Genomic DNA, 19,695 nt, shown 5'->3' on the forward strand with positions numbered 1-19,695 from the left:
GGTGGCTAACCACCCGGCATTTCCTCAGACGTTCACTGCGCTAATCAACCGCATTTTCATTGTTTGATACGCGGTAGCCGCAAAGTCCTCAGCCCAGCGCTGGTCTTCAATGGCTTCCAGTTGTACCGCACAATATTTCGTCTCCGGCGTTTTGGAGATGGGATCGAGGTTATCCTGCGTCAGTTCGTTACAGGCACCAATCCACCACTGATAGGTCATATAGACCGCCCCGGCGTTGATACGCTCGCTAATGTTGGTGCGGGTAATCACTTTACCACGACGCGAACGCACCCAGACCAGTTGCCCGTCTGTAATGCCAAGTTTAGCTGCATCGGCAGGGTTCATTTGCACCCGGCCTGGCTCGTCGGCCAGGCTTTGCAGCGCGGCGCAGTTCCCGGTCATGGAGCGGCAGGAGTAGTGTCCCACCTCGCGTACCGTACAGAGCACCAGCGGGAAATCCGCATCCGGGGTTTCCGCCGGCGCGCGCCACGGTGCGGCAAAGAGCTGCCCCTTACCGCTTGGGGTGTCGAACTGATTGTCTTTGTACAGATACGGCGTTCCCGGATGATCCAGCGTCGGGCACGGCCACTGCACATGGCCCATCTCGCCCATTTTTTCATACGTCACGCCGAAGAAGAGAGGACACAACTCACGCATCTCGTCCCAGATCTGCTGGTTAGATTCGTAATGCATCGGGTAGCCCATTTCGCTTGCGAGCAGGCTGATGATCTCCCAGTCGCGCTTCACGTTACCGCTGGCCTCGATGGCTTTGCCAAAACGCTGGAACCCCCTGTCGGCACAGGTAAAGACGCCGCCGTGTTCGCCCCAGGAGGTGGCGGGCAGAAGAACATCCGCCACTTCTGCTGTTTTGGTCATAAAGATGTCCTGCACCACTACAAAGTCGAGGGCCTCAAAACCGCTGCGAACCAGCCCGAGATCGGCCTCGGTCTGAAGCGGATCTTCTCCCATGATGTAATAGGCTTTGACCTTACCTTCCAGTGCAAGGTGTGGCACTTCAGTTATGCGTGTTCCGACACGATCGTCCATTTTATTGACGTCAATCCCCCACGCATCAGCGAACTTCTGCCTGATTGCCGGGTCCGTGACGTCCTGGTAACCCGGGAACATATTTGGCAGAACCCCCATATCGCAGGCACCCTGTACGTTGTTTTGCCCGCGTACGGGGCCAACGCCAACGGCAGGTCGTCCAAGGTTGCCGGTCAGCAGTGCCAGGCTGGAAAGCCCTTTGACCACATCGACTGCCTGACCAAACTGCGTCACACCCATACCCCACATCACGGTGGCTGAAGGTGCCGCCGCAAAAGTACGCATTGCCTGGCGAACATCGCGGGCGGGAATGCCGGTGAGCTGTTCGACATTCTCTGGCGCATAGTCTTTTACCGTCTGACGATAGGCCTCAAGCCCTTCTGTAAAACGCGCAACGTAGTTTTTGTCGTAGAGTTCCTCTTCCAGCAGCACATAACCAAAGGCGTTAACCAGCGCCATATTACTGCCGTTTTTCAGTTGCAGATGCTGGTCGGCAATGCGCGCGGTTTCAATGCGACGTGGATCGCAGACGATGATTTTCGCGCCGTTTTCCCGGGCCTTCAGCACACGTCTGGCGACGATAGGATGAGAGTCTGCGCAGTTATAGCCAAAAACCAGCAGACATTTTGAATTTTCGATGTCGTTGATGGAGTTACTCATCGCACCATTGCCCAACGTTTCCTGTAAGCCAGCAACGGAAGGGCCGTGACAGACGCGTGCGCAACAGTCGACGTTGTTGGTGTTCAGCACCGCACGGGCAAATTTCTGCATCACATAGTTGGTTTCATTCCCGGTACCACGAGAGGAGCCGGTGGTCATGATCGACCGGGGGCCGTACTGTTCTTTAATGCTACTGAGTTTGTGGGCTGTATAGCGGATTGCCTCTTCCCAGGTGACGGGAGTAAATCCCTCTCCTTTGTGGTAACGGATCATCGGTTGGGTCAGACGTGGGGTGAGGAGACGGGTGTCGTTGAGGAAATCCCAGCCGTAAAATCCTTTCAGACACAGGGTGCCCTGGTTAGTGACGCCCTCTGCCGCTTCGGCACGGATAATACGGTTATTTTCAACGACAAGGTTTAATTTACAGCCTGCACCGCAGTAGGGGCAGACGCTGGCGATCTTTTTCATCAATAACAGACCTGTTAAGAAATGAAGCAAAGTTGACTGGGAAACCCAGCCCCGTAAACAGTGATTAGCAGGAACTATGCCAGGTTTACTATGCTTGTTTTACAGGGAGTTATTCATAGAAGGAACGTGTCATCGTCAGACCTGTCGTCAGTTTTGACGATGACACGTTAGTCGTCGTTGAGGGGAGAGTGATTAAAGATCGTCCATCGTGTAACCCACTACGATCTCCAGAGTCTTACGAATGACATCTGCCTGAACGACGTCGCTGGTCGCTTCCAGCGTCTGAATAAGCCAGAGAATGATCGCTTTATTGGACAGATGCCCTTCGGAGGCCAGAACACAGCGTACTGCAGTAGAAAAAACAGCGGACTCTTCAGCAAAACGATCGCCTGCGTGACGGAAATATTCCGACAGCGCACTTTCCAGAAAAGCAGAATGGTATTCGGGTTGAAGCTGAATATTTTGTCTCATTTGTTCTCACCGTAGCTGTTGAATGACAGTCAATGTATTTTTTGGGGATCGGATGGTTTTCCATTTCCAAATAACGGCACAACATTGTTTCTGTTCTCGTTGAGAGATCCCTCTCTGTTCGTCCGTCCTTGCGCGGTTCTGCGACGTATAAAGGCGTTGCTGTTTGAGCTGATCTCAGCAATAAGCTCCGCGAGTGTCTCCCGCCGCCAGGGATCCTGTTCATGCACTTCCATCACTCGCAGACGCTGTAGCAAACCTTCGGTCGTCACTGGCCCTCGCTCTTTCAGAAGAGAAAGAACGGCTTCACCGATAAGCTGGTCTATCAGACGATCTGCGTCACTGCTGTTCATGGCATTACCGCTCGAAGAGCAGACCAAGCAGCATGTGATAATGTTGTTCCTCTTCCGGGCCATCGGCCCTTTCGAGGCGGCTTAACAGTTTGGTACAGAGCGATTTACGATTGAGGTTTCGCCCGTCGCTAAGAATTTCAACCACGACCTGGCCCAATGTCTCCTGCTGAGTAGGAAGTGCGGCTTTTTCGAAGTACTGTGCAATCGCTGCTGCCGAATCTGCGACATAACCGTTCTGTTGCATGTTTCACTCCTGTAAAAATTCGTAATCAGTAACGTTACATTTAAGGTATACACAATTTCTAAATCTGTACATAAAAAATGTACAGATTTAGAAGTTATTTGTAATGTTATTTATTAAATTATTTAGATTCAGTATGTTATGAGTGTATTGTGAAACGGTATCTTTACAGGATATATTGTACAAATCAGAGCTGCACGGTTAAGTTGTACAGAGCAGAAAATGGAGTCATTAAATGGCGTAAATGATTGAGATGTAAATTATTTGTCAGGCAATTAATGTGCTATAACAGATCCTTATCCACATGTTTTTGTGGTCATAACCCTAACCCCCCCCAGGAATAGCATGCTTACAACCATCATTTACCGCAGTCATATCTGCGAGGACGTTCCAGTGAAAGCGCTGGAAAAAATGGTCGCTGCTGCAAATAGTAAAAATCGGCAATCCAATGTCACGGGGATCTTGCTGTTTAACGGCACACATTTTTTTCAATTGCTCGAAGGGCCAGTGGAACACGTTTCGTCAATCTATGAGCAGATCTGTAAGGACGCACGCCACCATAACGTGGTGGAGTTGATGCGTGATCACGGGCCGACCCGACGTTTTGGTAACGTGGGCATGGAGCTGTTTGATTTGCGCCAGTTCGACAGGGAAGAGGTACTTCAGCAGGTGCTCAACAAAGGCACTACACGTTATCAGTTGACATACAATGACCGTCCCCTGCAATTTTTCCGCACCTTTGTCGAGGCTACGGAGAAAGCCAACTATTTTGAATTGCCTCCTGCGGATTCATGGGATTTTATCCCCGAAGAAACACCGTTATCCGCACAACCTGAGGTGGTGGCAAAAGGGGCGGACTGCAGCTTTGCATTTCAACCCATCGTGGATCCGTTCATGCAGCAGGTCGTCTCCTGGGAGGCGCTTCTCCGCACGCCTTCCGGGGATTCACCGGGTGTGTACTTCGCCAATCGCCCACGTGACGACGTGTACGCATCTGATTTGCACAGCAAGCAAGTTGCGCTCTCAATGGCCAGTGCGCTGGGGCTACAGGATCAGACATTATCCCTCAACCTGCTACCTATGACGCTGGTTAATGTTCCGAATGCCGTGGACTTCCTGCTCACCACGATTGATGCAAATGGCTTTGTGCCCGAGCAAATTGTGGTGGAGTTTACGGAGAGCGAAGCCATTTCCCGTTTTGAGGAATTTACCCATTCGGTCAGACAGTTAAAAAGTGCGGGTATCAGTGTAACGATCGATCACTTTGGTGCCGGTTTTGCAGGGTTACAGTTACTGGCACAGTTCCAGCCGGACAGAATTAAGATTAATCGCGATCTGGTCGCGAACGTTCACAAAAGCGGTCCCCGACAGGCTATTATTCAGGCGATTATCAAGTGCTGTACCTCCCTTGAAATTCAGTTCTGCGCGGTCGGCGTGGAGAAGGCGGAAGAGTGGATGTGGCTGGAATCTGCGGGAATTTCTCAGTTTCAGGGACACCTTTTTGCCAGCCCCCGGCATGGCGGAATTCCGGCTATTGCGTGGCCAGAGAAAAAGTCCGAGTTCTGAAAAAGTTGTACACAGTTCGATTGACGTGACTGTACGAACGATAAAATTTATACAACAATGTATTAACAGGTAAATGGCTTGTAACGCAATCACCTGCTTAAAACGAGGTCTTAGTTATACAAATGGTTTGTACAATCTGATAAGGTTGGTGTAGTTGGGTATGGAAGTACTGTGCGTGAGGGAGTTAATGGCCTATTACAGTATCGGCGAAGTGGCCGAACTATGCGGTATCAACCCCGTTACGCTGCGTGCCTGGCAGCGCCGTTATGGATTGTTGAAGCCGCAGCGCAGCGAAGGGGGTCATCGTCAGTTTGACGATGAAGATATCCTGCGTATTGAAGAGATCAAGCGCCTGATGAAAAGCGGCGTCTCGGTCGGAAAAGTAAAAGCCTTACTGGAAAATAAGGACGTGTTGACTCCAGGTAACTGGGTTTCATTCCAGGAAGAGATGATGACCGTTTTGCGTTACGCCAGTCCGGCAAAACTGCGTGCCAAAATAGGTGAATTCCGCCGCGATCACGCGCTGGATGCGCTCATTGATAATATTATCTCTCCCGTCCGCCAGCGGATGAATCAGGACCAGAATACAGTGCGTCATATGGCGAGCCTGCTTGACGGTGTTCTGATTGAATTCGCGATTGCAAGCCTGACAGAGTCGCGTAAGAAAGCGGGCAAAGACGCGTTGCTTATTGGTTGGGAATGCGACGACCGTACCCATCTGTGGCTTGAGGCCGCACGCTTAACGCAGAAAGGCTGGCATATTGATGTGCTGGCGGAACCTATTGACTCACCACGTCCGGAGCTTTTCCCGGGGCAAAAAATCTTCGTCTGGACGGGGAAATCGCCAACACCTCGTCAGCAGGAACAACTCGATCACTGGCGGGAACAGGGTTTCTCTGTCACATTTCATCACGGATAATCAGAGGCCCTGAAGGCCTTTTTTTATCGGTGTCGCTTTCCGGGCATCGTCTATCTTAAAAATAGGCATTTCCGATGCATATTTTACATTTCCTCTCTGCCCTGTTTTTCTGCACGAATAATCCATTATTTATCAAAGCATTGAACAATTAAATCCATCCCCCACGCATCCCCTGACAGGGTCTATGCTTAATAAAAGTAGCCAAAAAGGGCGGTTTAGCCGAATGCCCCTGCTGTCAGAGGGTTGAAGTGATAATCGTTATCACTAACATGGTGTTATGCCCTGATGGCTAATCAGATGAGGTGGACCTATGGAACTGCATTCAGAAACCTTCAATCCTGCCGATTTTACCTGGCGCGGTTTAACGCTCACGCCAGCGGCGGCGGCACATATTCACGAGCTGGTCGCGAAAAAACCTGAGATCCTCGGTGTGCGTTTGGGTGTCAAACAGACTGGCTGCGCGGGCTTCGGATACGTGCTCGACACTGTCACAGAACCCGAGAAAGATGATCTGGTCTTCGAAACCGACGGCGCAAAACTGTACGTTGCCCTGCAAGCCATGCCGTTTATCGACGGTACAGAAGTGGACTACGTACGGGAAGGTTTAAATCAGTTATTCAAATTTCACAACCCGAAAGCCCAGAACGAATGCGGCTGCGGCGAAAGCTTTGGGGTATAGGCGGAACTATGTCTCGTAATACTGAAGCAACGAGTGAAGTAAATACCTGGAGCGGGGGACACCTCAACTATAAAGAGGGGTTCTTTACCCAGTTGCAGACCGATGAACTGGCGAAAGGCATCAACGAAGATGTCGTTCGGGCGATTTCGGCCAAACGTAATGAACCCGAGTGGATGCTGGAGTTTCGCCTGAGCGCATACCGCGCGTGGCTGGAGATGGAAGAGCCGCACTGGCTGAAAGCGCATTATGACAAGCTGAATTATCAGGACTACAGCTACTACTCCGCACCCTCCTGCGGCAGTTGCGATGATACCTGTGCCTCCCAGCCTGGTGCCGTACAGCAGACTGGCGCTGAAAACAGCTTCCTCAGCAAAGAGGTGGAAGAAGCCTTCAACCAACTGGGCGTGCCCGTACGTGAGGGGAAAGAGGTGGCGGTGGACGCCATTTTTGACTCCGTCTCAGTGGCAACCACCTACCGTGAAAAGCTGGCAGAGCAGGGGATCATTTTCTGCTCCTTCGGTGAAGCCATTCACGAGCACCCGGATCTGGTGAAAAAGTACATTGGCACTGTGGTGCCCTCTAACGACAACTTCTTTGCGGCGCTCAACGCGGCGGTCGCCTCTGATGGCACCTTTATCTATGTGCCGAAAGGTGTGCGCTGTCCGATGGAACTCTCGACTTATTTCCGCATCAACGCCGAAAAAACTGGCCAGTTTGAGCGGACCATTCTGGTAGCCGATGAGGGCAGCTACGTCAGCTACATTGAAGGGTGTTCCGCCCCTGTGCGAGACAGCTACCAGCTACACGCGGCGGTAGTGGAGGTCATCATCCATAAAGATGCCGAGGTGAAATACTCGACGGTGCAAAACTGGTTCCCGGGCGACGGCAATACCGGTGGCATCCTGAACTTCGTGACCAAGCGTGCGCTGTGCGAAGGTGAAAACAGCAAGATGTCGTGGACCCAGTCAGAAACGGGCTCGGCTATCACCTGGAAATACCCGAGCTGCATTTTGCGTGGGGATAACTCCATCGGTGAGTTTTACTCGGTGGCGCTGACCAGTGGCCATCAGCAGGCCGATACCGGGACCAAGATGATCCACATCGGGAAAAATACCCGGTCGACCATCATCTCGAAAGGCATCTCCGCCGGACACAGCCAGAACAGCTATCGTGGCCTGGTGAAAATCATGCCGACGGCCACCAATGCGCGCAACTTTACCCAGTGTGACTCGATGTTGATTGGCGCGGACTGCGGCGCGCATACCTTCCCGTACGTTGAGTGCCGTAACAATACCGCCCAGCTTGAGCACGAGGCGACGACGTCGCGTATTGGGGAAGATCAGCTCTTCTACTGCCTGCAACGCGGGATCAGCGAAGAGGATGCTATTTCGATGATTGTGAACGGCTTCTGTAAGGACGTGTTCTCTGAACTGCCTCTGGAATTTGCCGTTGAAGCTCAGAAACTCCTCGCCATTAGTCTTGAACACAGCGTCGGTTAAGGAAAGCACATGTTACGTATTAAAGATTTACAGGTTAGCGTGGAAGATAAAGCGATCCTGCGTGGCCTCAATTTTGACGTCAAACCGGGTGAAGTTCACGCCATCATGGGGCCAAATGGTTCCGGGAAAAGTACGCTTTCAGCGACGCTGGCCGGACGCGAAGATTACGAGGTGACCAATGGATCGGTCGAATTTAACGGCAAAGATCTGCTGGAAATGTCCCCGGAAGATCGTGCAGGAGAGGGCATCTTTATGGCCTTCCAGTACCCGGTAGAAATCCCTGGCGTCAGTAATCAGTTCTTCCTGCAGACGGCGCTGAATGCGGTGCGCAAGTATCGCGGTCTGGAGGCGCTGGATCGCTTTGATTTCCAGGACCTGATGGAAGAGAAGATCAAGCTGCTGAAAATGCCGGAAGATCTGCTCACCCGCTCGGTTAACGTTGGTTTCTCTGGGGGGGAGAAAAAGCGCAATGACATCCTGCAGATGGCGGTTCTGGAGCCTGAGCTGTGCATTCTGGATGAGACTGACTCCGGTCTGGATATTGACGCCCTGAAGATTGTCGCTGACGGCGTTAACTCCCTGCGCGATGGTAAGCGTTCGTTCATTATCGTCACCCACTATCAGCGTATTCTCGACTACATCAAGCCGGACTACGTCCACGTGCTTTACCAGGGGCGCATTGTGAAATCGGGTGATTTTACGCTGGTTAAACAACTGGAGGAGCAGGGTTATGGCTGGCTTACCGAACAGCAGTAATGCACTCCAGCAGTGGCACAGGCTGTTTGAAGCCCAGGGAGAGACACGCTCTGAGCAGGCGCAGCAGCATTTACAGCAGATGCTGCGTCTCGGTCTGCCTTCTCGCAAGCATGAGAACTGGAAATACACCCCGCTTGATGGCCTGATGAACGGTGAGTTTGTCACTCGTCTGGCGGATATCACTCCGGTGCAGCGCGATGCGCTGGCACTAAGCGTGGATGCCGTGCGTCTGGTGTTTGTCGATGGTCAGTTCCGTCCGGAACTGAGTGATGACACGCAGGAGAGCGGGTTCGGCATCGAGATTAACGACGATCGCCAGAGCCTGGCGACAGCAGTTCAGCCGGAAGTGTTTCTGCATCTCACCGAAAGTCTGGCGCAGTCTGTGACGCATATTCATGTGAAGCGTAACCAGCGTCCGGCCAAACCGCTGTTGCTGATGCATATCACCCAGGGGCTGGACGGTGATGAGATCAACACGGCTCACTACCGCCATCATCTTGAACTGGCTGAGGGGGCGGAAGCTACGGTGATTGAGCACTACGTCAGCCTCAACGATACCCGACACTTTACCGGATCACGTCTGACGATGAACGTTGCCGCCAATGCCCAGCTTCACCATATCAAGCTGGCGTTTGAGAATGCGCAGAGTCACCACTTCGCCCATAACGATATTTTACTCGGTCAGGATGCCGCAGCCTACAGCCACAGTTTTCTGCTCGGGGGCGCCGTGCTGCGCCATAACACCAGCACACAGCTTAACGGTGAAAACACCACGCTGCGCATCAACAGCCTGGCGATGCCGGTCAAATCGGAAGTGTGCGACACGCGCACCTGGCTTGAACACAACAAAGGCTACTGCAACAGCCGCCAGTTGCACAAAACCATTGTCAGCGACAAAGGACGTGCGGTGTTTAATGGCCTGATTAATGTGGCACAACACGCGATTAAAACTGACGGGCAGATGACTAACAACAATCTGCTGCTGGGACGACTGGCGGAAGTGGATACCAAGCCGCAACTGGAGATCTATGCCGACGACGTGAAATGCAGCCATGGTGCGACAGTTGGGCGGATTGATGATGAGCAGATGTTCTACCTGCGTTCCCGCGGCATCGACCAGCAGGCGGCGCAGAAAATGATTATCTATGCGTTTGCCGCCGAACTGACGGAAGCGTTGCACGATGGCCTGTTAAAACAGCAGGTGCTGGGCCGTATTGGTCAGCGTCTGCCTGGAGGCGAAGTATGAGTTTTCCCGTAGAGAAAGTGCGGGCAGATTTTCCGGTTCTGACCCGTGAAGTGAACGGTCTTCCTCTGGCCTACCTGGACAGTGCGGCCAGCGCGCAGAAGCCGAATCAGGTGGTGGATGCGGAAGCCGAGTTCTACCGTCACGGCTACGCCGCCGTGCATCGGGGGATCCATACGCTGAGTGCGGAAGCAACTCAACGCATGGAGAATGTCCGTACGCAAATAGCCGCCTTTCTCAATGCACGGTCGCCGGAAGAGCTGGTGTTTGTGCGGGGTACCACGGAGGGGATCAACCTTGTCGCCAACAGCTGGGGCAACGCGCAGGTTCACGCAGGTGACAACATCATCATCACCCAGATGGAGCACCACGCTAATATTGTACCGTGGCAGATGCTCTGTGAGCGTGTAGGTGCGCAATTGCGGGTCATTCCGTTGAATGAAGACGGGACGCTGCAGCTTGAGCAGTTTGACGCACTGCTCGACGATAAAACCCGGCTGGTGGCGGTAACTCAGGTCTCCAACGTGCTGGGTACGGAAAACCCGGTCGCAGAGATTGTCGAGAAAGCCCATCAGGCCGGCGCGAAGGTGCTGATTGACGGTGCTCAGGCGGTAATGCACCACGCGGTTGATGTTCAGGCGCTGGACTGTGATTTCTACGTCTTCTCCGGGCATAAGCTGTACGGCCCGACGGGGATTGGCGTGTTGTATGTTAAAGAGGACATCCTGCAGGCGATGCCGCCGTGGGAAGGGGGCGGGTCGATGATCGCCACCGTCAGTCTGTCGGAAGGGACTACTTACGCCCGCGCGCCGTGGCGTTTTGAGGCGGGGACACCTAACACTGGCGGGATTATCGGGTTGGGGGCAGCGGTTTCTTATGTCTCGGCGATGGGTCTTGATGCCATTCAGGAGTATGAGCAGTTGCTGATGCATTACGCGCTTGCGGAACTTGCCAGCGTGCCAGGTCTGACCCTGTACGGCCCTGCTGACCGGCAAGGGGTGATCGCGTTTAATCTCGGGAAACACCACGCCTATGATGTGGGCAGTTTCCTTGATAATTACGGCGTGGCGGTCCGTACAGGACACCACTGCGCCATGCCGCTGATGGCGTTTTACCAGGTGCCGGCAATGTGTCGCGCTTCGCTGGTGATGTACAACACAATGGAAGAGGTCGACAGACTGGTGGCAGGGTTAAAACGTATTCACCAGTTACTGGGCTAACGGAGAGGCGAAATATGGCAGAGTTGCCGGACAAAGATAAATTGCTGCGTAACTTCGGGCGTTGCGCGAACTGGGAAGAGAAGTATCTCTATATTATTGAGCTGGGACAGCGTTTACCCCCGCTCAGTGAAGAGGCGCATAACCCGGAGAATACTATTCAGGGTTGCCAGAGCCAGGTATGGATTGTGATGGAGCAATCTCGCGACGGCACAATCCAGTTGCACGGCGACAGTGATGCGGCAATTGTGAAAGGGCTTATCGCCGTGGTGTTTATTCTTTATCACCAGATGTCGGCGCAGGACATTGTTGCGTTTGATGTCCGCCCATGGTTTGAAAAAATGGCCCTGACTCAACACCTCACCCCCTCCCGTTCCCAGGGACTCGAAGCGATGATTCGCGCCATTCGCGCTAAAGCTGCAATCCTTAGCTAGACTTACAAAACAGCATTCATTCTGTTTCGCGAGGTGGTTCCCGCCTCGCTGGTTTTTCAGCTTTCTGGCGTTCTGTCAGTGAATAAGGAATCTCAGCATGAAGCGCGCGTCTCTAATAACTCTATTACTTCTTGGTTCGCTCGGTGCTCTTCATTCGGCTCGTGCGATGGATTACCCGTTGCCGCCCGCAGGCAGTCGTCTGATTGGGCAAAATCAAACTTACACGATACAGGAAGGGGATAATAAACTGCAGACCATTGCCCGCCGGTTTAACACTGCAGCCCAGGTCATCCTTGAAGCAAATAATACCATTGCGCCGGTGAACCCTGCTCCGGGAACGGTTATTACTATCCCGTCGCAGATGCTACTCCCGGATACGCCGCGTGAGGGTATTGTGGTTAACCTTGCTGAACTTCGTCTCTACTACTTCCCACCGGGTGAAAACAGGGTTCAGGTCTTTCCACTCGGCATCGGACAACTGGGGCTGGAAACACCGGTCACGACTACGCGTGTGAGCCAGAAAATCCCTAATCCCACCTGGACACCAACACCGGGCATCAGAGCACGCTCTCTGGAGCAGGGGATTAAATTGCCTCCGGTTGTACCCGCCGGACCAAATAACCCGCTAGGACGCTTTGCACTGCGTTTAGGCGTGGGTAATGGGGAATACTTGATCCACGGCACCAGCGCGCCGGACAGCGTCGGCCTGAGGGTCAGCTCTGGCTGCATGCGGATGAACGCCCCGGACATTAAAGCTCTGTTCGAACAGGTGCGAGTTGGCACGCGGGTACAGATTATCAATGAGCCCGTGAAGTTTTCCGTCGAGCCCGATGGTAAACGCTATATTGAAGTCCACCGTCCGCTGGCGCAGGTTGAGGGCGAAAATCCGCAGGTATCGCCAATCACGCATTCCGCAGACTTTGCGACGTTTGTTTCTCAGGCGGGAAGTGATAAAGCGCTTATCAATAAGGCCCTATCACGCCGTGCCGGGATCCCGGTTGTTGTATCGTCGGGTAGCGCGCCATCAGCCAGTAATAACGTGTTGTCGGTGCAGAACAGTCAGGCGTCTGCTGCAGTAGCGGAAGATGAAGGGGAGAAGGTGACGCAGTAGCTGTTTGATGCAGGCAAAAAAAATGGCGCACAATGTGCGCCATTTTATTAACAGGTACTATTACTTACGGTATTTAGTAGCCTGGTTGTCCAGACGCTGGTTAGCGCGAGCTGCGTCGTCTTTAGCAGCCTGAACGTCGGAACGCATTGCGTTCACGTCGTTGCTCAGCTGGTCAACTTTAGCGTTCAGAGTCTGAACGTCAGAAGACAGCTGATCGATTTTAGCGTTGCTGGAGCAACCAGCCAGCAGAGTAGAACCCAGGATTACCGCGCCCAGTACCAGTTTAGTACGATTCATTATTAATACCCTCTAGATTGAGTTAATCTCCATGTAGCGTTACAAGTATTACACAAAGTTTTTTGGGTTGAGAATATTTTTTTGATGGGAATACCCCTATTTTTGATCGTTCGCTCAAAGAAGCATCGAATCAGCCCTTTTCGGGCAAAAATCTATGTAAAAAAAGGCATTTATCATCGGATTCATCTTAGATAATTCGCAATTAAATAGAAAAACCCGATTTGCATTTTGAATGACTTTGGCTAATGCCAGGAATAAAAAAAGCGCCCGGCGGGCGCTTTTTATCAAAATTAATTCGTTCGGGAATTATTACAGCACGTGAACAGATGCTGTATTGGTGGTTCCGCTTGGTACCAGTGCACCAGAAACCATGACCACAACGTCACCTTTCTGCGCCAGACCACGATCAACCAGTTCCAGAGCCACTTCTTTACCCAGACGATAGAAATCATCGGTAGAGGCAATTTCTTTCACCAGGTGAGGCACAACACCTTTGCTCAGTACCAGCTGACGAGCAGTGGTTTCGTTGGTGGTCAGTGCCAGGATGGTCGCATCCGGGAAGTATTTACGCACAGCGCGAGCAGATTTACCGCCCTGGGTGGCAACCACGATCAGTGGCGCTTCCAGTTTCTCTGCAGTTTCAACTGCACCACGGCACACCGCTTCAGTGATGCGCAGTTTACGGCTGTCGTTGTTGTAATCCAGACGGCTTTTCATCACACGGTCGGTACGTTCGCAGATGGTGGCCATGATGGACACTGCTTCCAGCGGATATTTACCTTTCGCGGATTCGCCAGACAGCATAACCGCATCAGTACCGTCGAGGATGGCGTTTGCCACGTCGCCTGCTTCTGCGCGGGTTGGGCGTGGGTTTTTGATCATGGAGTCCAGCATCTGCGTTGCAGTGATAACCACTTTACGCGCGCGAACACATTTCTCGATCATCATCTTCTGCGCGAAGATTACTTCTTCAACCGGGATTTCAACGCCCAGGTCGCCACGTGCAACCATGATGCCGTCAGAGGCTTCGAGGATTTCGTCGAAGTTGTTCAGGCCTTCCTGGTTTTCAATTTTGGAGATGATCTGGATCTTCTCGCCGCCGTGTGCTTTCAGGTGCTCACGGATTTCAACCACGTCGGAACGTTTGCGGATGAAAGAGGCAGCAACGAAGTCAACGCCTTGTTCGCAACCGAAGATCAGGTCTTGTTTGTCTTTTTCAGCCAGTGCTGGCAGCGCGATGGAAACGCCTGGCAGGTTAACGCCTTTGTTTTCACCCAGGTCGCCGTTGTTCAGCACTTTACAGATAACTTTGTTACCTTCGATAGCAGTGACTTCCATACCGATCAGACCATCGTCTACCAGTACGGTGTTACCGACGGACAGGTCGCTGGTGAAGCCTTCATAGGTCACAGCAACGATTTCGCTGTTGCCGACAACGGATTTATCAGTAGTGAAGGTGAAAGTCTGGCCCGCTTTCAGAGAGACATCGTTACCGCCTTCCAGTTTGATGGTGCGGATTTCAGGACCTTTGGTATCCAGCAGGATCGCGGCTTTTTTACCGGTCTTGCTCATCACGTTGCGCAAGTTCTGGATACGCTGTCCGTGTTCTGCGTAGTCACCATGGGAGAAGTTCAGACGCATCACGTTCATGCCGGCATCCAGCATTTTGCTCAGCATCTCTTCAGATTCGGTTTTCGGGCCGATAGTACAAACAATTTTCGTCTTTTTCATGACAGTCTTAGTCTTTAAGTTGGGAAGGATATGGAAATCTCGCTCCGGGGGCGCACCGCCGCGGAGTCAAACCTGTGTTGCAAAAGAGTATATGACACGCACTAAGGATAGGAGACATCAAATGAGCGTGCAGAAGAAAGTGTGCCTGAGTGACAGCCCAACGAAGGAGAGGAGAAGTTGTACGTTGTTTTTTGTATTCCAAGCGCTGAAACCATTCACCAGGGATTAGGCGCGCATTATACGCTGATTTTTAGCTAAAAGGAAAATGGAAACGGTGTTTCAGAAATAATCTGTGCAGTTTCACATAATATTGTTATCAAGGCGTTAAGCCATAATGACAACTTATGGCGGCAGGGGATTAACCTGCCGCATTTTGCTTATTTTTGCAGCGCCTGGCTGAGGTCGGCAATCAGGTCTTTTGGATCTTCAATTCCCACTGACAGACGGATCAGCTGTGGCACAATGCCATTTGCCAGGCGTTGCTCCAGCGGAATAGAGGCGTGCGTCATGCTGTAAGGCTGGCTCACAAGGCTCTCAACGCCGCCAAGGCTTTCCGCAAGGGTGAATAACTTCAGGTTGCGAATTACTTCTGCTGCACGTTGCGCATCGCCTTTTACCACAACAGAAATCATTCCGCCGGGCAGCGCCATCTGCGTGCGGGCAAGCGAATATTGTGGGTGCGATTCCAGACCAGGATAGAACACTTTTTCAACCTGCGGATGTTGCTCCAGCCATTGCGCAATCGCCAGCGCGTTGGTGCTGTGCTTTTCTACCCTCAAAGCTAGCGTGCGAATACCGCGCAGCGTCAGGAAACTGCTGAACGGATCCAGTACGCCACCGACCGCGTTTTGCAGGTAGCCAAGTTTGTCCGCCAGCGCCTGGTTATCTCCTACCACCGCCAGTCCGGCGACGACATCAGAGTGGCCGTTAAGGTATTTGGTGGCGGAGTGCACCACAATATCGAAACCCGATTCCAGCGGACGGTGGATCACCGGCGACGCGAAGGTGTTATCCGCCACGCTGATGACGTTATGACGACGGGCGATAGCTGCAATGGCCGCCAGGTCCGCCAGCTTAAGCAGTGGGTTGGTTGGCGTTTCGACCCAGATCATACGTGTATCCGGGCGAATGGCGGCATCAAGCCCGGCTAAGTCATCAGGTTTAACCCAACTGACCTGCAACCCGGTACTGCGCTTGCGCACATTTTCAATCAGGCGGTAGGTCCCACCGTAAACGTCATCAATGGCGACAATATGGCTGTCTTTATCCAGCAGTTCGAGCACCGTGGAGATGGCCGCCAGACCGGATGCAAACGCGTAGCCGCGCGTACCACCTTCCAGATCGGCGATGGTGGTTTCCAGCGCATGGCGGGTTGGGTTACCGCTCCGGGAATATTCATAGCCGGTATGTTCCCCGGGAGACGGTTGCGCAAACGTCGATGTGGCGTAAATCGGTGGCATAACTGCGCCATGTTGATCGTTAAACTCGCCGCTGTGTACGCTCAGGGTTGCCAGGTTTTTCATCTTTTATTCCTTTATTGCTGAAGGCGGTTGCGCCAGGCGGTCAGAACGTCGCTGCGCGTAATCAGACCGAGAAAACGGTCGTTATCATTGATCACGGCCACCAGACCGCGGTCGAAAATGGCATTCAGGTCGCTCTCTGGAGCGTGTTTATCGAGGAACTCCACCTGACGGGTCATGGCTTCAGTTACGGGAAGCGCAAAGCGATCGCCATCGCCGCCGATATTCCGCAGGAGATCCCATTCGTCGATAATGCCGACGACCTTGCCGTTCTCCAGTACCGGCAACTGGGAGATGTCATACAGACGCATGCGTGCCAGTACGGTGGCAAGCGTGTCGTCCGGGGCGGCGGTGACGGTAGCACCTTCATCGTGGCGCAGGGCGATGTAGTCGGAGAGATCGCCGGCCTGCGGGCGCGTGATCAGGCCTTGCTGACGCATCCAGTCATCGTTGAACATCTTCGAGAGATATTTATTGCCGCTGTCGCAGGCGAAGGTCACCACGCGTTTTGGCGTGGTCTGCGCCTGGCAATATTTCAGCGCCGCCGCCAGCAGTGTGCCGCTGGAGGAGCCCGCCAGAATGCCTTCCGTTTTTAGCAGTTTACGCGCGGTTGTGAAGGCTTCCCGGTCGGTGATGCGCCAGGCGCGATTCACGCCTTCAATGTGGGCCAGTGGCGGAATAAAGTCTTCGCCAATCCCCTCAACCAGCCAGGAGCCGGCATCGTGATATTTCCCGGTTTCTACCTGGTCTGCCAGAACGGATCCTGCCGGGTCTGCCAGCACAAACTCCGTCTGCGGAGAGTGCTCGGCGAACCAGGCCTGCAGACCGCCCAGCGTCCCGCCTGAACCCACGCCCACGACGATAGCGTCGATCTTGCCGTCCAACTGCTCATACAGTTCCGGTGCCGTGGTGGTGCGGTGCGCCAGCGGGTTGGCGTCGTTATTGAACTGGTCGATGTAAAACGCGCCGGGGATCTCGTTAGCCAGACGTCGGGCGTAATCCTGGTAGTAGGCGGGATGGCCCTTATTAACGTCGGAGCGGGTCAGTACTACCTGGGCACCCAGCGCGCGCAGGTGGAAAATCTTCTCGCGGCTCATTTTGTCCGGTACCACCAGGATCAGCGAGTAGCCTTTCTGGGCGGCAATCAGGGCCAACCCGAGACCGGTATTCCCTGCTGTCGCCTCAATAATCGTGCCGCCCGGCTGCAGCTGGCCGGTACGCTCCGCTTCGTTAATCATCGACAGCGCCACGCGATCCTTAATAGAACCGCCCGGATTCTGGTTTTCCAGCTTCAGGAACAGCGAGCAGGAACCAGTATCAAGCTTATGCAGCTGGATCAGCGGGGTACGACCAATCAGTTCGGTAACGGAGTGATAAATCGTCATGATGTTTTCCTTTCTGGATGTCATGACGGGATGATAGGGCGGTGAAATTTTCTCAATAAAGAACCATTCACTGCTCTTTAGAACAGAAAAGAATATAAATGCCATTTTTGGAAGTCAGGACAGCAAGACGTAAAGTGCTCTGGATGTGAGGATGGCTATATCAGTGAAAAATGCTGCAAAAATGACCGATTTTTAAGGGGGACTCCCAGCAGATATGCATCTGGCAGATAATCATTGCTGAAATTGGTCTAAATGCTTCCCGCCCGGCAAACTCGCTGTTTATTCCCCGAAGTTATAACACATGCCTTTTTGTTCATTTAAAAGCTGATAACGCCTGTTTACACTCATTTGGACATCCATACTTCTAAACTGCCATGCGCGGAACGGATAACGAATAAGAATGATTGTACTGAGTAATATTTCGAAGATTTTTGACAACGGAAAGGTGGCACTGACTGCCGTTGATGATGTCAATTTGACGGTAGAGCAGGGACAGATTTACGGAATTATTGGTTACAGTGGAGCCGGGAAAAGCACGCTGATACGTCTGCTGAACGGTCTGGAAAAACCCAGCACCGGAAGTGTCACCATCAATGGGCAGAACATTTCTGCCGCCAGTGGTGAAGCACTGCGCCAGGCGCGCCTGAAAATCAGTATGGTGTTCCAGCATTTCAACCTGCTGTGGTCGCGCACGGTTTCAGAAAACATCGCGTTTTCAATGCAAATTGCTGGCGTGCCAAAAGCGAAAATCAAAGCCCGCGTGGCCGAGCTTGTCGAACTCGTTGGGCTGAAAGGGCGTGAGAATGCCTACCCGTCGCAGTTAAGCGGCGGGCAGAAACAACGTGTCGGCATTGCGCGCGCACTGGCGAACAGCCCTGACGTGCTGCTCTGTGATGAAGCCACGTCAGCGCTCGACCCGCAGACCACCGATCAGATCCTCGATTTGCTGTTAGATATTAACCGTCGTTTCAAACTGACCATCGTGTTGATCACCCACGAGATGCATGTGGTGCGCAAAATCTGCGACCGTGTGGCGGTGATGGAGAACGGTAAAGTGGTGGAAGAAGGGGATGTACTGAGCGTCTTTACCCATCCGCAACAGCCCATTACGCAGCAGTTTGTCCGTCAGGTGAGTCAGTACGCGGAGGAGGAAACCTTTAATAGCGAGCTGGCCAATGAACTTGAAGGCACGGTCATCAAACTGACGTTTACCGGCCATAGCACGCATAAGCCGATCGTGGGCGAACTGACTCTGCGCTACGGCCTGCCGTTTAACATTCTGCACGGGAAAATGACGCAAACCGCCCACGGCGTGTTTGGCCAGCTCTGGGTGCACGTGGTGGCATCTGACGAACAACTGAACAATATCCTCGCCGACCTGCAGCACAGCGATATTGAAGGCGAGGTGATTAAACATGGCTGAGAATCTCTTTCCGCATCTCAAATGGGATCAGCTCTGGGCGGCGACGCTGGAGACGCTGTACATGACGGCGCTTTCAGGCGTGGCGACGTTTGTGCTGGGCATCGTGCTGGGGCTGGCGCTGTTTTTAACCGCACGCGGTGGGTTGTTCCACAATCGCACGGTGTATAGCGTCATTTCGATTGTGGTGAACGTGTTCCGTTCTATTCCGTTCATCATTTTGATTGTGCTGCTGATCCCGTTCACCAAGACCATTGTTGGCACCATTCTCGGCGCTAACGCGGCATTGCCGGCGTTGATCGTGGGTGCCGCACCTTTCTACGCGCGCCTGGTGGAGATCGCCCTGCGTGAAGTGGACAAAGGCGTCATCGAAGCAACCCGCTCGATGGGCGCACGACTGAGCACGTTAGTGTTTCGGGTTTTACTGCCGGAATCATCACCTGCACTGGTATCAGGTATTACGGTGACGCTGATTGCACTGGTGAGTTACAGCGCGATGGCGGGGGTGATTGGCGCCGGTGGTTTGGGAAATCTGGCTTATCTGGAAGGATTCCAGCGCAACCATGGTGACGTCACGCTGGTGGCAACGGTGACCATTTTAATCATCGTTTTCATCATCCAGTTCTGCGGCGACATCATTACTTCACTGTTAGATAAACGCTAATAAATACACACAGGAAC

Annotated in this window: 20 protein-coding genes; 11 read left to right on the forward strand and 9 right to left on the reverse strand. The window is 52.9% G+C overall.

Annotated elements, in window-relative coordinates:
* Positions 1-24: 24 nt before the first annotated feature.
* The 4 genes from fdhF to ycgZ all read right to left on the reverse strand — a co-directional run bounded on the left by fdhF (position 25) and on the right by ycgZ (position 3,240).
* Positions 25-2,175 carry a formate dehydrogenase subunit alpha gene (gene fdhF / locus HED65_RS16745; RefSeq protein WP_114979419.1) on the reverse strand — a complete coding sequence of 717 codons (2,151 nt, stop codon included), beginning with the start codon at positions 2,173-2,175 and terminating at the stop codon, positions 25-27.
* Between the two features lie 192 nt (positions 2,176-2,367).
* Positions 2,368-2,646, reverse strand: coding sequence for a biofilm/acid-resistance regulator YmgB/AriR (locus HED65_RS16750; RefSeq protein WP_114979420.1), 279 nt, complete (start codon positions 2,644-2,646; stop codon positions 2,368-2,370).
* Between the two features lie 29 nt (positions 2,647-2,675).
* Positions 2,676-2,996, reverse strand: coding sequence for a hypothetical protein (locus HED65_RS16755; protein ID WP_114979421.1), 321 nt, complete (start codon positions 2,994-2,996; stop codon positions 2,676-2,678).
* Positions 2,997-3,000: 4 nt separating this feature from the next.
* Positions 3,001-3,240: a regulatory protein YcgZ gene (ycgZ, locus tag HED65_RS16760; RefSeq protein ID WP_028017257.1), complete on the reverse strand. Its 240-nt coding sequence runs from the start codon at positions 3,238-3,240 to the stop codon at positions 3,001-3,003.
* Between the two features lie 342 nt (positions 3,241-3,582).
* Between ycgZ and HED65_RS16765 the strand changes: the two genes are divergently transcribed.
* From HED65_RS16765 to ldtE, 9 genes are all read left to right on the forward strand, one after another.
* Complete coding sequence (locus tag HED65_RS16765; protein WP_108090126.1) at positions 3,583-4,803, forward strand: diguanylate phosphodiesterase; 1,221 nt, start codon at positions 3,583-3,585, stop codon at positions 4,801-4,803.
* Positions 4,804-4,990: 187 nt separating this feature from the next.
* Entirely contained in the window at positions 4,991-5,722 is a 732-nt protein-coding gene (locus HED65_RS16770; protein ID WP_114979422.1) for a MerR family transcriptional regulator, read from the forward strand.
* Positions 5,723-6,032: 310 nt separating this feature from the next.
* Entirely contained in the window at positions 6,033-6,401 is a 369-nt protein-coding gene (gene sufA, locus HED65_RS16775; RefSeq protein WP_028017260.1) for a Fe-S cluster assembly scaffold SufA, read from the forward strand.
* Between the two features lie 8 nt (positions 6,402-6,409).
* On the forward strand, positions 6,410-7,900 hold the full coding sequence (gene sufB, locus HED65_RS16780) for a Fe-S cluster assembly protein SufB (protein ID WP_114979423.1): 1,491 nt from the start codon (positions 6,410-6,412) through the stop codon (positions 7,898-7,900).
* 9 nt (positions 7,901-7,909) lie between these two features.
* Positions 7,910-8,656, forward strand: coding sequence for a Fe-S cluster assembly ATPase SufC (gene sufC, locus HED65_RS16785; RefSeq protein ID WP_063142936.1), 747 nt, complete (start codon positions 7,910-7,912; stop codon positions 8,654-8,656).
* Complete coding sequence (sufD, locus tag HED65_RS16790; RefSeq protein ID WP_114979424.1) at positions 8,631-9,902, forward strand: Fe-S cluster assembly protein SufD; 1,272 nt, start codon at positions 8,631-8,633, stop codon at positions 9,900-9,902. Before sufC ends, sufD begins: the two co-directional genes overlap by 26 nt.
* Positions 9,899-11,119, forward strand: coding sequence for a cysteine desulfurase SufS (sufS, locus tag HED65_RS16795; RefSeq protein WP_114979425.1), 1,221 nt, complete (start codon positions 9,899-9,901; stop codon positions 11,117-11,119). The genes sufD and sufS overlap by 4 nt, the downstream gene beginning before the upstream one ends.
* A 14-nt stretch (positions 11,120-11,133) precedes the next feature.
* Entirely contained in the window at positions 11,134-11,550 is a 417-nt protein-coding gene (gene sufE, locus HED65_RS16800; RefSeq protein ID WP_114979426.1) for a cysteine desulfuration protein SufE, read from the forward strand.
* A 97-nt stretch (positions 11,551-11,647) separates the two neighbouring features.
* Positions 11,648-12,661, forward strand: a complete 1,014-nt coding sequence (gene ldtE, locus HED65_RS16805) for a L,D-transpeptidase LdtE (protein WP_114979427.1) — start codon at positions 11,648-11,650, stop codon at positions 12,659-12,661.
* A gap of 60 nt (positions 12,662-12,721) precedes the next feature.
* Here ldtE and lpp read toward each other — a convergent pair whose 3' ends face one another.
* From lpp to HED65_RS16825, 5 genes are all read right to left on the reverse strand, one after another.
* A complete protein-coding gene (gene lpp / locus HED65_RS16810; RefSeq protein ID WP_001082307.1) occupies positions 12,722-12,958 on the reverse strand; it encodes a murein lipoprotein Lpp in 237 nt (78 codons plus the stop codon).
* Between the two features lie 309 nt (positions 12,959-13,267).
* Positions 13,268-14,689: a pyruvate kinase PykF gene (gene pykF / locus HED65_RS16815; RefSeq protein WP_114979428.1), complete on the reverse strand. Its 1,422-nt coding sequence runs from the start codon at positions 14,687-14,689 to the stop codon at positions 13,268-13,270.
* Positions 14,690-14,696: 7 nt separating this feature from the next.
* Entirely contained in the window at positions 14,697-14,891 is a 195-nt protein-coding gene (gene ynhH / locus HED65_RS23040) for a protein YnhH (protein ID WP_418721936.1), read from the reverse strand.
* Between the two features lie 175 nt (positions 14,892-15,066).
* Positions 15,067-16,212 (reverse strand): trans-sulfuration enzyme family protein, encoded by a 1,146-nt coding sequence (locus HED65_RS16820; protein ID WP_114979429.1) that lies wholly within the window; start codon positions 16,210-16,212, stop codon positions 15,067-15,069.
* Between the two features lie 11 nt (positions 16,213-16,223).
* On the reverse strand, positions 16,224-17,594 hold the full coding sequence (locus HED65_RS16825; RefSeq protein WP_114979430.1) for a pyridoxal-phosphate dependent enzyme: 1,371 nt from the start codon (positions 17,592-17,594) through the stop codon (positions 16,224-16,226).
* 400 nt (positions 17,595-17,994) lie between these two features.
* Between HED65_RS16825 and HED65_RS16830 the strand changes: the two genes are divergently transcribed.
* Together HED65_RS16830 and HED65_RS16835 are read left to right on the forward strand one after the other, a co-directional pair.
* The gene (locus HED65_RS16830; protein WP_114979431.1) at positions 17,995-19,017 is read left to right on the forward strand and encodes a methionine ABC transporter ATP-binding protein; all 1,023 of its coding nucleotides are present in this window, start codon (positions 17,995-17,997) and stop codon (positions 19,015-19,017) included.
* Positions 19,010-19,678: a methionine ABC transporter permease gene (locus HED65_RS16835; protein WP_049006353.1), complete on the forward strand. Its 669-nt coding sequence runs from the start codon at positions 19,010-19,012 to the stop codon at positions 19,676-19,678. The genes HED65_RS16830 and HED65_RS16835 overlap by 8 nt, the downstream gene beginning before the upstream one ends.
* The last annotated feature ends 17 nt before the right edge of the window (positions 19,679-19,695 follow it).

It is taken from the genome of Pantoea sp. LS15, from assembly GCF_012241585.1.
Lineage (GTDB): Bacteria > Pseudomonadota > Gammaproteobacteria > Enterobacterales > Enterobacteriaceae > Enterobacter.